A 13214-nucleotide genomic window follows, 5' to 3' on the forward strand; every position below is an offset into this window, starting at 1 on the left:
CGCGACCATGAAGACAGTCGAGATTTTCACCGATGGCGCGTGCAAGGGAAATCCCGGCCCTGGAGGCTGGGGCGCGATACTGCGCATGGGCCATCACGAAAAGGAATTGTCGGGCGGCGAACCCGACACGACCAACAACCGGATGGAAATGACCGCTGCCATCAAGGCGCTCTCGGCACTGATAGAGCCATGCGAAGTCGCGCTGCATACCGACAGCAAGTACCTGATCGACGGGATCACCAAATGGGTCCACGGCTGGAAAAAGCGCGGCTGGGTCAATGCCAGCAAGAAGCCCGTACGTAACGCCGAGTTGTGGCACGAGCTGATCGATCTGACAGCGCGCCACAAGGTCGACTGGCATTGGGTGAAGGGACATTCGGGGCACCCGGAAAACGACCGGGCGGATCAACTCGCCAGCGACGCCGCAGAGCGGATCGCTTCAGGCGGTAAAGACTAAGGCGTCAGAGCCTCCCCGCCACAATCTAACGAGTGATACGAGGGCGGCTAGCCAAAGCGGATTGGGTCATAAAGCGCTGCATCCAAATTTTGCGTCATGCCATCGCGCGCTTGTCCGAGCAGGAGCTGCGCTGCCAACCTGGCAGCGGCGGGCGAGGTCTGGATGCCATAGCCGCCTTGCCCTGCAAACCATGCGAAACCCTCGGTGCGAGGGTCGTAGCCGTAGATGGGTAGCCGGTCGGGCGCGAAACTGCGTAAACCTGCCCAGCGGCGCTCCAAAGCTTCGATCTTCCAATCAACCACCTGCTCCAGCCGGCCGATCGCTTCCGCGACGGCCAGTTCTTCGGGGGCAGCGTCGCAGGGAGCGCTTGGCTCTTCGTCGTGCGGACTGAGCCACAGGCGCCCCGCCTCCGGCTTGAAATAGAACCTTCCCGAAATATCGAGCACCAGCGGCTGGTCCGGCTTGGGTGCGGGATCGGTCCGCAACTGCACCACGGTCCGGCGTAACGGCTGGATTCCCAGTGGCCTTGCTCCAGCCGTCCTGGCGACTTCATCAGCCCATGCGCCTGCCGAATTGATTAGTACCTTCGCTGCGAACGTTCGCTCGCCAGCGCATGCCAAGGACCATGTCCCCTGCCTCCGGATAGCCTCGCCAAGCTGCGCGCGACATTCGAGCACGACATTCGCGGATTTTGCGCGGGCAAGATAATGAGCATGCAGGGTAGCGACGTCGATATCTGCGCATGCCGGCTCCCAGACCGCGCCCGTCCAGTCTTCGCGCAATCCTGGGATCATCCCCTGCAGGGGCTCTCTTCCGATCCGCTCGATCGTCGCGCCGGTCGGCTGGAATCTTTTCATGAAGGCATCGAGTGCCCGAGTGTCGCTCTCTCGCCCTATGTAGAGCGCGCCCCGCTGCGTCAAAAAGCCGTTGTCGCGCAGGTAATCCCCCGAAGCGAGCGTGAGCGGCACGAGCTCGGGGCCCCCGTAACACTCCTCCCAGAATGCTGCGGAGCGTCCGGTGGCGTGATAGCCGGGTTGGTCTTCGGCCTCGAGCAACAGCACGCGCGCACCGCCTTCGCCCAATTCGGCGGCAAGGCTGGCCCCGGCGATCCCGGCCCCGACGATGGCGAAATCGTAAATGCTCACAGTACCGGGGGCGCCACCCGGTCGAGGAAGTTGACAATGGCCTGCATTGCGCGCGAGCGTACTTCAGGCACCTCTCGCAGGACTTCGTGATGCGCTTCCTCGCCGAATTCGGCCAGTTCTCCGTTGGGAAAGCGCTGCGATGCCCGTACAGCCGATTCGTGCTTCACCAGCCTGTCGTTGGAGGTCGAAACGACCAGCACCGGAATATCGACCCTTTCCATCGCGCCGGGAGCTTCCAGTTCGCGGATCGAGGCATAGGCGCGTTCGACCCAGCGCCAGCTTCCCGGCCCCATCGCCAACTCGGGCCGCTTTTCACGCCACCACAACTCATCGGCATAGCGCTCGTCATCATGCGTCAAGAGATCGCGGCGGCGGGCCGGCATCTCGCCCGGCTTCTCGCTCCATTTCCACGCGGGGCGTTTGGGCGACCCGAGGCTCGCCATGACCCGCGCAACCGAATGGAGGACCGCAAGCGGCAGCGGGGGACCAGCCATGCCCAGCATGGGGGCGGAAAGAACAACGGCATCCGGATCGACCGCGTCGTCGATCAGTGCGCGCGCAACAATGTGACCGCCCATCGAGTGAGCGATAAGAACGTGGGGTGCGGGCGAAGCCGATTTCCATGCCGACCAGAAGTGGCGCAGGTCCGACACCCAATCGCCGAAATCCTCGACATGTCCCGTGAGCTTGTCGTCGCCCAGCCTGCCCGACCCGGCCTGGCCCCGCCAATCGAGCGCGGTTACCTTCCAGCCCGCACGATGCCATTCTTCCAGGCTTTCGATGTATTTCTCGTAAAAGTCGCCGCGGCCGGGAAGGAACAGGATTGAACCGCGCTCGGCACCCGCTGCACCCGGCCAATCGATCCTGCGCAGTTCATGGCCATCGCCAGCCTGCCAAAAGCCTTCCACGGCATGCGCCGGTATAGACCGGCGATCGATTGGACTGACCGCCCCGGATTGCTGGATATCGGAAATGGGTACCTCCGTTGCCGTTTCGGCCATGGTTACTGTTTGGTAAGCATGTTTCTGTAGCTCTCCCGCCTGAAGCATTTTCGGGACGGGTAATGGACCATCAGATTTTCACCTATGTTCTGCTCGGCGCCTTGGCAATGGCGCTGCTGGTTGCGGCATTTACCGACCTCAAGAGCCGAACCATCGGAAACAAGCTCAATCTGGTAATTGCTGCCGGTGCACCCTTGTTCTGGTGGGCCAGCGGTCTCGACCTTTGGCCGGGCGTGGCGATCCAGCTGGGTATCGCCGGTGCAACTTTCGCAGTGTGCTGCCTGTTCTTCGCAATCCGGCAGATGGGCGGCGGGGACGTCAAACTGCTCACGGCCCTCGCACTCTGGTTTCCGCCGACCAATTTCCTGGGTCTGGTGTTGATCATGGCCATGCTCGGTTGGGTCCTGACGCTGGTCATGGGCATCTGGGGTGTGGCGCATTCGAAGATTGTAGGCGCCAAGCCCGTTCGCGATACCGCGCTGCTTGTCGCCTGCACATTGATCGCGGCCAATTTCGCGAGCGCAGTATTGGGCGGACCGAAACTGGCAATTCCTCCGGGTTTGATCGACGCGTTCGGTTCGAATCCCGACACGGCGATCTTTGTCGCGATGCTTCCGATAGCGGTCCTCGCCATCGTCACGATTGCGTCGATTCGCATCATTCGCCGTCACGAGCACCAGCCACGCGTTCCATACGGCCTCGCCATTTCCATGGCAGGGCTGTGGATAGTCGGCGGCGGACTGATTTCGGGCATGGCCCCGGTCACAGGGGGCTGAAACCCGATTTTAACCAATCGGCGCTTAGTGATGGAAACCATAGCTGCCCGCATTCGAATCTGCGCGGGCCATACGAGGGGGCTTAAAAGCCATGGATAGGAAGAAGCTGGTTCTGCTGGTAGGCGCACTGATCGTTGCGATCGGTACCGCACTCGTTGCCCGCAGCATGTTCGCAGGGGCTGCGGCTCCGCAGGCTGAGGCCGCAGCGGTCGAAGCTCAAGGCCCCAAGGTTCTTGTCGCGCAGCGCGCTCTGCCCGTCGGCACCATCATCACAGCGGATGCCATCGGATATCAGCTGTGGCCCGAAGAACTGGTCCAGGATGCCTACTTCCTCGATGGAGAGGCAGACGTATCCCAGCTGATCGGCACAGTGGTCCGCTACCCGGTCACTGCAGGAGAGCCCGTAACGCAGGGTTCGCTGGTGAAGCCGGGAGACCGCGGATTCCTGGCGGCTGCTCTGACGCCCGGCATGCGTGCCATCACCGTCCCCGTGGATGCGAAAAGCGGTGTGGCCGGTTTCGTGTTCCCTGGTGACCGCGTGGACATGGTTTTAACTCAGGCCGTAAACGGCAACGAGGGCCAGTCACTGAAAGCTTCGGAAACCATTCTTCGTAATCTTCGCGTACTGGCAACCGACCAGACCACAACGCAAAACACAGTTGATGGAAAGACGCAGGTACGTGCCTTCCGCACGGTAACGCTCGAAGTCACGCCGACGATCGCCGAAAAGGTGGCTGTCGCACAAACTCTCGGCACGCTGAGCCTCGCACTGCGTCCGCTGGCGGACAGCCAGGGCGAACTGGAAAAGGCTATAGCTTCGGGCGATCTGGTCATCCCCGACGGCACCAGCCCCGAGGAGGAGGAACGCCTTCTTCGCGAAGTCGCCGGTCGTCCGGATGACGGCAAGAGCACCTATGTCACTGGCGGCGACGTATCGCGCTTCCAGCGCAGCTCGATGCCGCCACAGGGCGCGCCTCGCAACGCCGCTGCCCCGACGAATACCGGTGGAAGCGAAGCCGCCGCCCCGGTTCGTACGGGCCCGACCGTGATCGTCACGCGTGGCAAGAATGCCCAGGCCGTACCAGTTGGCCGTACCGGCGGCATTGCCGCCTCGGTCGCCGAAGGTACTGGCCGGGCTGCACAGACCGTGCCGTCCGCGCTGAGCACTCTTCGTTGAAAATAGAACAGACAGGAAGCCATTCAGGGGGCAATTCCATGAAACGTCGTCTTACCACCAAATTGCTGTGTGCCAGTATCGCTCTCGCGCCGCTGGCGGCAGTCCCGACGACTACGGCCACGGCCCAGTCGGTCGTTCGTCCGAGCCAGGAAATCGTACTCTCGATCGGACGCGGCGAACTCGTCAACGTTCCCGGTTCGATGGCCGATGTGTTCATCTCGAACGACAGCGTTGCCGATGTACAGGTCAAGTCGCAGCGGCAGCTCTACCTGTTCGGCAAGGCTGGCGGTGAAACAACTGTCTATGCCAGCAATGCCGCGGGCGATATTATCTGGGCTGCCAACGTCCGCGTCGGTTCGAACATCTCCAGCATCGACCAGATGCTCGCCCTCGCAATGCCGGAGGCAAAAGTGAACGTGGCGACCATGGGCACCAACACGGTGCTCCTGACCGGAACCGTCGCGGCGCCGGAAGATGCCGCGGATGCACAGTCGCTGGTCGAAGCCTATGTCGGCGAAGGCACAAACGTTATCAGCCGGTTGCGCATGGCAACGCCTCTGCAGGTAAATCTGCAGGTCCGCATTGCCGAAGTCAGCCGCTCCGTCGTCAAGACGATCGGTGTGAACCTCGCTACTGTCGATGCAACCGGCGGCTTCCGCTTCGGGATCGGCCAAGGCTTCGGGTCAGGTATTCCCAGCTATACCCCCGGCGGTCCTGCCGGCTTGGGTGTCGGATTCACGAACGCCGTTGCTGGTGGAACCAACGTTCCCACCAGCGGACAAGGCTCGACGCTCGGCTTCGCTGGGAAACTGCTCGGTCTCGATATTCTGTCGGCACTCGATCTTGCCGAAACGCAGGGCCTTGTGACAACCCTGTCGCAGCCGAACCTGACAGCCCTTTCGGGCGAGACGGCGGAATTCCTTGCTGGCGGAGAGTTTCCGATACCTTCCAGTGGCGGCCTCGGCACGACCAGCATCGAATACAAGAACTACGGAGTGAGCCTCGCCTATACTCCGACCGTTCTGGCCAACGGCCGCATTTCGATCCGGGTGCGCCCGGAAGTTTCGGAATTGTCGAGCCAGGGAGCCATCGAGGTCGACGGGTTCCAGGTGCCGGCATTGACGACGCGCCGTGCCGAAACGACCGTGGAACTTGGTTCAGGCCAGAGTTTCATGATCGCAGGACTGCTGCAGAACAATGCACAGAACGCACTCGAAAAGGCACCGGGTCTGGGCGACATTCCGATCCTCGGCAATCTGTTCCGTTCGACCACCTATCGCAAGGGTGAAACCGAACTGGTGATCGTGGTCACCCCCTATCTGGTGAAGCCGGTCAACGCCAATGACATCCGCCTGCCCACGGACGGCTTCCTCAAGCCGACCGAATACCAGCGCCTGCTGGAACTACGCGAGGCCGATGGCGTGTCGGGTGGATCGCGCCCGATGCCGAGCGCGAGAGCTACGGACGTGGCGCCGCAAGTGTCGCAAGGCCCGGCCGAGCCGGTCGAACAGGTGGCGATGCCCGCCGAGGCACGTCGTAACGAGAAGACCGCGGCGGCCACGCCCGGCTTCAGCTTCGAATAAGGGACCCGAGAACCATGAGCAAATTCAGCACTCGCGCTCTCGCAGCTCCGATGATGGCCTCGCTGGCCCTCGCCCTTGGCGCCTGCGGTCCGTCCAACATGTCCAACCGGACTCTTTACAGCGTCAAACAGCCGGTCGTCGAACGCTCGAACTACGTGTTCGATCTGAACACGACTTCGGAAGGCTTGCCGGTCTCCGAACAGCAGCGCCTGGCTGGCTGGTTCGACAGCATGGACCTGCGGTTCGGCGATCGTGTTTCGATCGATGATGGCAGCAACAGCCTCGCCTTGCGCGACGATGTCGCGGAAATTGCCGGCCGCTATGGCCTGCTGGTCGCTGAAGGCGCTCCGGTTACTGCCGGACCCGCCGGCCCCGGACAGGCACGCATCGTCATCACGCGTACCAGCGCTTCCGTGCCCGGATGTCCGGACTGGTCGCACACGGACGAATCGAACGACCTCAACGCGACAAATCCGAACTATGGCTGCGCCACCAACGGCAATCTGGCGGCCATGATCGCCAACCCGGAAGACCTTGTCCAAGGTCAGCAGGGCACAGGTGAAACGATTGTAACCACTTCGACCAAGGCCATTGAGGCCTATCGGGAAATGGCACCGACCGGAACTGGCGGGCTTCCCGAGGTAAGCAGCCAGGGAGGCAACTGAGCCATGAGCGCTTTTCCGAAATCGGGCGGCATGCCCGGCAATCGCGATCCGTTCGCAGCCTATATCTGCGACGAGACTGCGCTGGACGTCCTGCGTCCGGTGGTGATCGAGCTCGGCTGGCAGCCGGAGAAGTGCAACAAGGGCGGCCTGCGCAACGCAGTCCAGTCGCTCTCGGTGTCGGCCAGCCCCAACATCCTGATGGTCGATCTGTCGGAAAGCGGCGATCCCCTCAACGACATCAACGGCCTCGCCGAAGTGTGCGAGCCAGGTACCGTGGTAATCGCCATCGGCCAGGTCAACGACGTTCGTCTCTATCGCGACCTGCTCGCGAGCGGGATTCACGACTATCTGCTCAAGCCTCTATCAGCGCCTGTATTGCGGGATTCGCTCAACGCAGCGCAGGCGGTCTTTGCCGCTCCGCGCTCCGGCGAGGGGGAGCAGATCACGCGTCACATCTCGACTGCGATCATCGGAACCCGCGGGGGAGTTGGCGCTTCCACAATCGCGACTTCGCTGGCCTGGCATTATAGCGCCGACCGGAAAATGCCGACGGCACTCCTCGATCTCGACGTGCACTTCGGCACTGGCGCCCTGACACTCGATCTCGAGCCTGGCCGTGGCCTCACCGACGCGATCGACAATCCGAGCCGCATCGATGGCCTGTTCATCGAACGCGCCATGATCCGCGCGAATGAGAACCTGGCAATTCTTTCGGCAGAGGCCCCGATCAACTCGCCGCTAATGACCGATGGTGCGGCCTTCCTCCAGCTTCAGGAAGAGTTTCGGCACGCCTTCGAAATGACCCTCGTCGATCTTCCGCGCAACATGCTGATCAACTTCCCGCATGTGCTGAACGATGTGAACGTGGCAACGATCGTGTGCGAGATGACGCTTGCGTCGGCACGCGACACGATCCGCGTCCTGTCCTGGCTCAAAACCAATGCGGGTCATGTGAAGCCGCTCATCGTGGCGAACAAGGTCCAGCCGGGTAGTGCCGAAATAAGCAAAGCCGATTTCGAAGCATCGATCGAGCGGAAGATCGATGTGGTGATACCCTTCGATCAAAAGGGATCAAGCGTTGCTGCCAAGCTCGGCAAGACCTTTATCGATGCCAATAGCTCAAGCAAAGTCAGCGCAGGGATCAAGCAGGTGGCAAGCAAGATCATCGGGATCGGCGATGAGGACGGCGAAGATGCTGCTGAGGCAGACAGCAAGAAGTCCCTGTTGGGTAACTTCGACCTGAAATCGCTGATGTCTAAGAAGGACAAGGCCGACGCCTGACGAGTGAACCGGAGACAAACGGAAAAGCATTGGAAGCCTTTCCGTTTGTCTCCGGGGCTTAGGGAACGGACCGGACGGAGTAGATAAATGAACACGATCCAGCTCGTGCTAATGATCGGCGGCGTTTTCGGCCTTTTGATCCTTGCGTTCGTCGCCGTATCCGGCTCGAATGCCTCGAAGGCTAGCCAGCGCCGCCTGCAGCAAGTGCGTTTCCGCCACTCCGACAGCACAGACGCGAAGGTGGAATCGCAGCTCAAAAAAGCGATTGCTGCTCGGAAGCCCAAGCAGTTCAGGCAGGCCGGCTCCAATTCCCGGATCGAAGCGCTTGCCTTGCGTTTGCATCGCACAGGAAAGAACTGGACGCTTACCCAATATACCTATGCGACGATCGGCGTTGGTCTGTTCGTCGCCATAATACTCTTCCTGCGGTCCGGTTCATTGCCGCTATCTTTCGGCGTAGGCATCTTCGCGGGCGCGGGCATTCCGCACTTCGTCGTGGGCCAGGCGATCAAGCGCCGCACAGCGCAGTTCAATGTCAAGTTTCCCGATGCGATCGAACTGCTGGTTCGCGGACTGCGCTCCGGGCTTCCAGTGACCGAGACGTTGTCCGTGGTAGCACAGGAAGTTCCCGGCCCGGTTGGTCAGGAGTTCAAGGCCATCGTCGAGCGTATCAAGATCGGGCGCACGATGGAGGAGTCTCTCCAGGAAACTGCAGACCGGCTAAACATTCCCGAATTCAATTTCTTTTGCATCACTCTAGCGATCCAGCGCGAGACCGGCGGTAATCTTGCCGAGACGCTATCCAATCTTTCGGATGTGCTTCGCAAACGCGCGCAGATGAAGCTCAAGATCAGGGCCATGAGTTCGGAATCGAAAGCCTCGGCCTATATCGTGGGCTCGCTACCTTTTATCGTGTTCACGATGATCTGGTGGATCAACCCCAGCTACGTCGGCGGCTTTTTCGAAGATGATCGCCTCATTGTGACCGGGCTGGGTGGCCTGGTGTGGATGAGCATCGGCGGCTTCATCATGGCCAAGATGGTCAGCTTCGAAATCTAATTGATTAGGGACAGATACAATGGAAAGCGGAACCGGCCCTACTCTACTTGGCTTCGATGTCATCCTCGTCGGCTCTATCCTTGCGGGAGTTGCTGCAATGGCAGTCCTGCTCGCCATCTATACGGCGATCACGATCAGGGATCCGATGACGAAGCGCGTAAAGGCCCTGGAAGGCAGGCGCGAAGAACTCAAGCTCGGCCTTGTGACCGCAAGTGCGAAAAAGCGCCAAAGTCTCGTGCGCAAGACGAACACGACCGACAAGGTACGCGAAACCCTCGGCAATATGAAGGTGCTTCAGGACAGCCAGGTCGTGGAGATGCAGCAAAAGCTTGCCTGGGCAGGTTTCCGCAACAAGGAAGTCGCTGTCATCCTGATCGGCCTGCGCATGATTCTGCCGGTCGTATTGGGAACTGTCGCCGCCATCCTGCTCTACGGTATCGAAATCTATCCCGACTGGCAGTTCAAGCGCGTGGCCGCGCTCGGTGCAGCGCTATTCCTTGGTTACAAAGGTCCGGAAATCTATCTCAGCAACATCGCTGGCAAACGCACTGACGCTATCCGAAAAGGTTTGCCCGATGCACTCGATCTGCTGGTCATCTGCGCAGAAGCCGGTCTTACCGTCGATGCTGCGTTCAATCGCGTCGCCAAGGAACTGGGGCGCGCCTACCCCGAACTGGGCGACGAATTTGCCCTGACGGCGATCGAGCTCTCGTTCCTGAACGAGCGTAAAAAAGCCTTCGACAATCTGGCCTTTCGCGTGAATTTGGAAGCGGTAAAAGGCGTGGTCACCACGATGGTACAGACAGAGCGCTACGGCACGCCGCTCGCGTCGGCGCTGCGCGTCCTGTCAGCGGAATTCCGTAACGAGCGCATGATGCGCGCTGAGGAAAAGGCGGCGCGCCTGCCGGCCATCATGACCGTGCCGCTCATCTTGTTCATCTTGCCGGTTCTCTTCATCGTGATCCTGGGTCCGGCAGCCTGCGACATCTCGGACTCCTTCATGAACTAACAGGTTCAGAAAGGTCCCGAAAAGCTCGAAGCCTCGTCGACCTGATCAGTCGGCGAGGCTTTCTGCATCGAAATCTCCGGCACTTTCGCGCAAGCGGGAAAGCATGTCGCGCATGGCGAACTGCTCTTCTTGGCTGAGCACCGAAAACAGTTCTGCCTCGATCTTGAGCGCAAGAGGCATGATCCCGGCATGCACCGCCCTGCCCTCCGCCGTCAGTTCAAGCATGTGCGACCGGCCATCGTTCGCATTGGGTTTGCGCTCCGCGAGACCGCGCTGCTCCAGCGTCTTGCACGCGCGATTGACCGGCACCTTGTCCATCAACGTCGCCTGGGTGAGTTCGCGCTGGGTGGTTGGGCCGCTATCTCCGAGCACGGCCATGACCCGCCATTCGGTGGTCTTCAGCGCAAAACGCTTGCGATATTGCTCGGCAATGCGGGTAGACACCGCATTCGAGGCGACCGACAATTGATAGGGGAGGAATTCGGCGAGACGCTTGGCGGGCTTACGAGTGGACATGGCTCACACGTCTAGTCCGATCACCCTGATTTACAAGGTTGCAACTGTGACCATCTCACTTGCAACTAATTATATCCGGGCTCATCCCACCACGGATAAAAATCGGGCATGTCCTCGCCGACGGTATCCGGGTAGTTGGGCGGGCGCTTCTCGAGGAAGCTGGCGATACCCTCCTTGGCATCGGCGCTACGACTGAGACGGTAGATCGAACGGCTGTCGATCCGGTGCGCATCCATCGGGTGTCCGCCGGCTCCGAGCCGCCACATCATTGCCCGGGTCATGGCGACCGACACCGCAGAGGTGTTGTCGGCGATCTCCCGCGCGAGTTTGATAGCTGCTTTCATCAGACCATCGGACGGATGAACTGAACGAACAAGACCCCGATGAAGCGCTTCATTCGCATCGAAAATGCGTCCAGTCATACACCACTCTATCGCGGTCTGCATCCCGACGAGCCGTGGAAGGAACCAGCTTGAGGCAGCCTCCGGCGTGATCCCGCGCCGCGCAAAAACGAAGCCAAAGCGCGCATTTTCGCTGCAAATTCGAATGTCGAACGGCAATTGCATCGTCGCGCCGACACCCACGGCGACCCCGTTGCAGGCCCCGATCAGCGGCTTTTTGGAATTGAACAGTCGCAAGGTCAGCCGCCCGCCCCCATCGCGGACTCGCTCATCCGACAGGTCCTCGACAGGGTTCGGATCCGAGAATACGTGACCTCCGCCTTCGGGAGTAAGGTCCGCCCCCGCACAGAACGCACGCTCGCCGTGGCCCGTCACGATAACCGCCCGCACGCTGTCGTCGGCATCGGTCACATCAAGCGCGTCGATGAATTCCTGCATCATGATCCGCGTGAACGCATTCATCTTTTCCGGGCGATGAAGCGTGACGGTGGCGATCCCATCGGCGATATCGAGTTTGATCTGGGTGTAGTCACTCATTTGATTTCCTCAGGCCTCTCTGTCGGGTCCACTTGGAACACGCTCCTCGGCAAATTGGAAGCGGCTCGTTGTAAAACCTGACTGGCTTCTGCGTGCGCTGAAAGGCCTCGCCGACGAGGGTTCCCCAGGGTCCGGGAAATAGAGTCCGGAACATGAGCCTGAAGGATCCGTTGCAAATACGAACCTTCAATCAATCATCATCAAGGTGCACCCATGGCGCAAATCCAGACCTGCAACCCCGCAACGCGTGAACCAATCGAAACCTACGATCTCATGTCGAAAGACGAAGCCTTCGCCAAGATCGAGGCAGCGCACAACGCCTTTGTCGAATGGAAGACACGAAGCCACGAAGATCGCGCGAAGGTCCTGCGCAAGATTGCAGGGACCCTTCGTGACAATTCGGACCGCATCAGCGACCTGATGACACGCGAGACCGGCAAATTGCTGAAAGACGGCAAGATGGAAGTCGAAATTTGCGCGCGTATTTTCGAATACAGCGCCGATCACGGCCCTTCTGAACTTGCCGACGAGGAGCGCGAACATACGGGCGGCAAGAAGCGCGGCATCGTGACCTATTCGCCTATCGGCGTGATCTATTCCATCCAGCCGTGGAATTTTCCGCTGTATCAGCCGGTGCGCGTGCTGGCGGCCAATGCGATGGCGGGCAATGCCTGCATTCTCAAGCATGCTTCCATCTGCACCGGCAGCGGGTTGCTGTTGCGCGACCTTTGTCTGGAGGCCGGTCTTCCGAAGGGCCTCTTCGAAGTCGTGCTGGTCGATCACGATACATCGGACGAAATCATCACCCATGAGAAAGTCCGCGCGGTCACGATGACGGGAAGCGATAGCGCTGGTCGGCACATCGGAAGCAAGGCTGCCGAGGCGTTGAAGAAGACAGTCCTGGAGCTGGGATCGAACGATGCCTATCTGGTGCTTGAAGACGCCGACATCGAGCTGGCGGTTAAAACCTGCGTTACCGGGCGGCTCTACAATAACGGCGAGACCTGCGTTTCGGCCAAGCGCTTTATCGTTACCGACGCGGTCTACGAGGAGTTCGTCGAGGGCTTCGTGAAGCAGATGAAGGCAACGAAGATGGGCGATCCCACGCAGGAGAATACCCAGCTCGGCCCGGTGTCCAGCAAGGAGCAGTTCGATACGCTAGTGGAGCAGGTACGCAAAAGCCTCGACGGTGGCTGCACCCTTCTCTGCGGCGGAGACCCGGAGGATGATCCGGATGGCTGGTATTACCCGGCGACCGTCCTTGCCGACTGCAAGAAGGGCACACCAGCCTACGACGATGAATTGTTCGGTCCCGTCGCTTCAGTCATCCGGGCGAAGGATGACGAGGACGCCATGCGCATCGCCAACGACAGCCGGTATGGACTTGGTGGCGGCATCTTCACCAAGGATCAGGACAAGGCGATCCGTCTCGCGCGCGACCACTTCGATACCGGCATGATCCGCATCAACTCTTTCGGAGCAGCCGATCCGAACATGCCCTTCGGAGGCGTCAAGGATTCCGGATATGGCCGCGAACATGGCGGCTTCGGCATGAAGGAATTCGTCAACGCGAAGTCCATCTTCCTTCCCTGATCGCCCGCACAACA

13 protein-coding genes are annotated in these 13214 nt (G+C 60.5%); 9 read left to right on the forward strand and 4 right to left on the reverse strand.

The features are described 5' to 3' along the window. Positions 1 to 7 precede the first annotated feature (7 nt). Entirely contained in the window at positions 8 to 457 is a 450-nt protein-coding gene (gene rnhA, locus GRI69_RS02545) for a ribonuclease HI (protein WP_160726735.1), read from the forward strand. 47 nt (positions 458 to 504) lie between these two features. On the opposite strand, the gene GRI69_RS02550 is transcribed toward rnhA, so the two are convergent. Next, positions 505 to 1602, reverse strand: a complete 1098-nt coding sequence (locus GRI69_RS02550; RefSeq protein ID WP_160726736.1) for an FAD-dependent oxidoreductase — start codon at positions 1600 to 1602, stop codon at positions 505 to 507. Then, positions 1599 to 2603 carry an alpha/beta hydrolase gene (locus GRI69_RS02555; protein ID WP_160726737.1) on the reverse strand — a complete coding sequence of 335 codons (1005 nt, stop codon included), beginning with the start codon at positions 2601 to 2603 and terminating at the stop codon, positions 1599 to 1601. The genes GRI69_RS02550 and GRI69_RS02555 overlap by 4 nt, the downstream gene beginning before the upstream one ends. 62 nt (positions 2604 to 2665) lie before the next feature. On the opposite strand from GRI69_RS02555, the gene GRI69_RS02560 reads away from it, so the two are divergent. The 7 genes from GRI69_RS02560 (at position 2666) to GRI69_RS02590 (ending at position 10153) form a co-directional block, all read left to right on the forward strand. Then, positions 2666 to 3379 (forward strand): A24 family peptidase, encoded by a 714-nt coding sequence (locus GRI69_RS02560; protein ID WP_160726738.1) that lies wholly within the window; start codon positions 2666 to 2668, stop codon positions 3377 to 3379. Positions 3380 to 3470: 91 nt separating this feature from the next. Next, entirely contained in the window at positions 3471 to 4556 is a 1086-nt protein-coding gene (gene cpaB / locus GRI69_RS02565) for a Flp pilus assembly protein CpaB (RefSeq protein ID WP_160726739.1), read from the forward strand. A 38-nt stretch (positions 4557 to 4594) separates the two neighbouring features. Continuing rightward, positions 4595 to 6139, forward strand: a complete 1545-nt coding sequence (locus tag GRI69_RS02570; RefSeq protein WP_160726740.1) for a type II and III secretion system protein family protein — start codon at positions 4595 to 4597, stop codon at positions 6137 to 6139. Between the two features lie 14 nt (positions 6140 to 6153). Beyond that, positions 6154 to 6804: a CpaD family pilus assembly protein gene (locus GRI69_RS02575; RefSeq protein ID WP_160726741.1), complete on the forward strand. Its 651-nt coding sequence runs from the start codon at positions 6154 to 6156 to the stop codon at positions 6802 to 6804. 3 nt (positions 6805 to 6807) lie between these two features. Beyond that, positions 6808 to 8085: a pilus assembly protein CpaE gene (locus tag GRI69_RS02580; protein WP_202391788.1), complete on the forward strand. Its 1278-nt coding sequence runs from the start codon at positions 6808 to 6810 to the stop codon at positions 8083 to 8085. Between the two features lie 87 nt (positions 8086 to 8172). Further along, entirely contained in the window at positions 8173 to 9144 is a 972-nt protein-coding gene (locus GRI69_RS02585; RefSeq protein WP_160726742.1) for a type II secretion system F family protein, read from the forward strand. A 19-nt stretch (positions 9145 to 9163) separates the two neighbouring features. Then, positions 9164 to 10153 (forward strand): type II secretion system F family protein, encoded by a 990-nt coding sequence (locus GRI69_RS02590; protein WP_160726743.1) that lies wholly within the window; start codon positions 9164 to 9166, stop codon positions 10151 to 10153. Positions 10154 to 10198: 45 nt separating this feature from the next. On the opposite strand, the gene GRI69_RS02595 is transcribed toward GRI69_RS02590, so the two are convergent. Together GRI69_RS02595 and GRI69_RS02600 are read right to left on the reverse strand one after the other, a co-directional pair. Next, on the reverse strand, positions 10199 to 10669 hold the full coding sequence (locus tag GRI69_RS02595; protein ID WP_160726744.1) for a MarR family winged helix-turn-helix transcriptional regulator: 471 nt from the start codon (positions 10667 to 10669) through the stop codon (positions 10199 to 10201). A gap of 65 nt (positions 10670 to 10734) precedes the next feature. Next, positions 10735 to 11607, reverse strand: a complete 873-nt coding sequence (locus GRI69_RS02600; RefSeq protein WP_160726745.1) for a crotonase/enoyl-CoA hydratase family protein — start codon at positions 11605 to 11607, stop codon at positions 10735 to 10737. 213 nt (positions 11608 to 11820) lie between these two features. On the opposite strand from GRI69_RS02600, the gene GRI69_RS02605 reads away from it, so the two are divergent. After that, a complete protein-coding gene (locus GRI69_RS02605; protein ID WP_160726746.1) occupies positions 11821 to 13200 on the forward strand; it encodes an NAD-dependent succinate-semialdehyde dehydrogenase in 1380 nt (459 codons plus the stop codon). The last annotated feature ends 14 nt before the right edge of the window (positions 13201 to 13214 follow it).

Origin of the sequence: Qipengyuania vulgaris (genome assembly GCF_009827325.1) — a bacterium.
In the GTDB taxonomy this organism is placed as follows: Bacteria; Pseudomonadota; Alphaproteobacteria; order Sphingomonadales; family Sphingomonadaceae; genus Qipengyuania; species Qipengyuania vulgaris.

Bases quoted from the DNA above. Each gene is read 5' to 3' on its own strand.
- GRI69_RS02600 (WP_160726745.1), bottom strand. From the start codon at position 11,607: ATGAGTGACTACACCCAGATCAAACTCGATATCGCCGATGGGATCGCC.
- GRI69_RS02605 (WP_160726746.1), top strand. From the start codon at position 11,821: ATGGCGCAAATCCAGACCTGCAACCCCGCAACGCGTGAACCAATCGAA.
- GRI69_RS02590 (WP_160726743.1), top strand. From the start codon at position 9,164: ATGGAAAGCGGAACCGGCCCTACTCTACTTGGCTTCGATGTCATCCTC.
- GRI69_RS02580 (WP_202391788.1), top strand. From the start codon at position 6,808: ATGAGCGCTTTTCCGAAATCGGGCGGCATGCCCGGCAATCGCGATCCG.
- GRI69_RS02585 (WP_160726742.1), top strand. From the start codon at position 8,173: ATGAACACGATCCAGCTCGTGCTAATGATCGGCGGCGTTTTCGGCCTT.
- GRI69_RS02575 (WP_160726741.1), top strand. From the start codon at position 6,154: ATGAGCAAATTCAGCACTCGCGCTCTCGCAGCTCCGATGATGGCCTCG.
- GRI69_RS02560 (WP_160726738.1), top strand. From the start codon at position 2,666: ATGGACCATCAGATTTTCACCTATGTTCTGCTCGGCGCCTTGGCAATG.
- GRI69_RS02555 (WP_160726737.1), bottom strand. From the start codon at position 2,603: ATGGCCGAAACGGCAACGGAGGTACCCATTTCCGATATCCAGCAATCC.
- rnhA (WP_160726735.1), top strand. From the start codon at position 8: ATGAAGACAGTCGAGATTTTCACCGATGGCGCGTGCAAGGGAAATCCC.
- cpaB (WP_160726739.1), top strand. From the start codon at position 3,471: ATGGATAGGAAGAAGCTGGTTCTGCTGGTAGGCGCACTGATCGTTGCG.
- GRI69_RS02595 (WP_160726744.1), bottom strand. From the start codon at position 10,669: ATGTCCACTCGTAAGCCCGCCAAGCGTCTCGCCGAATTCCTCCCCTAT.
- GRI69_RS02570 (WP_160726740.1), top strand. From the start codon at position 4,595: ATGAAACGTCGTCTTACCACCAAATTGCTGTGTGCCAGTATCGCTCTC.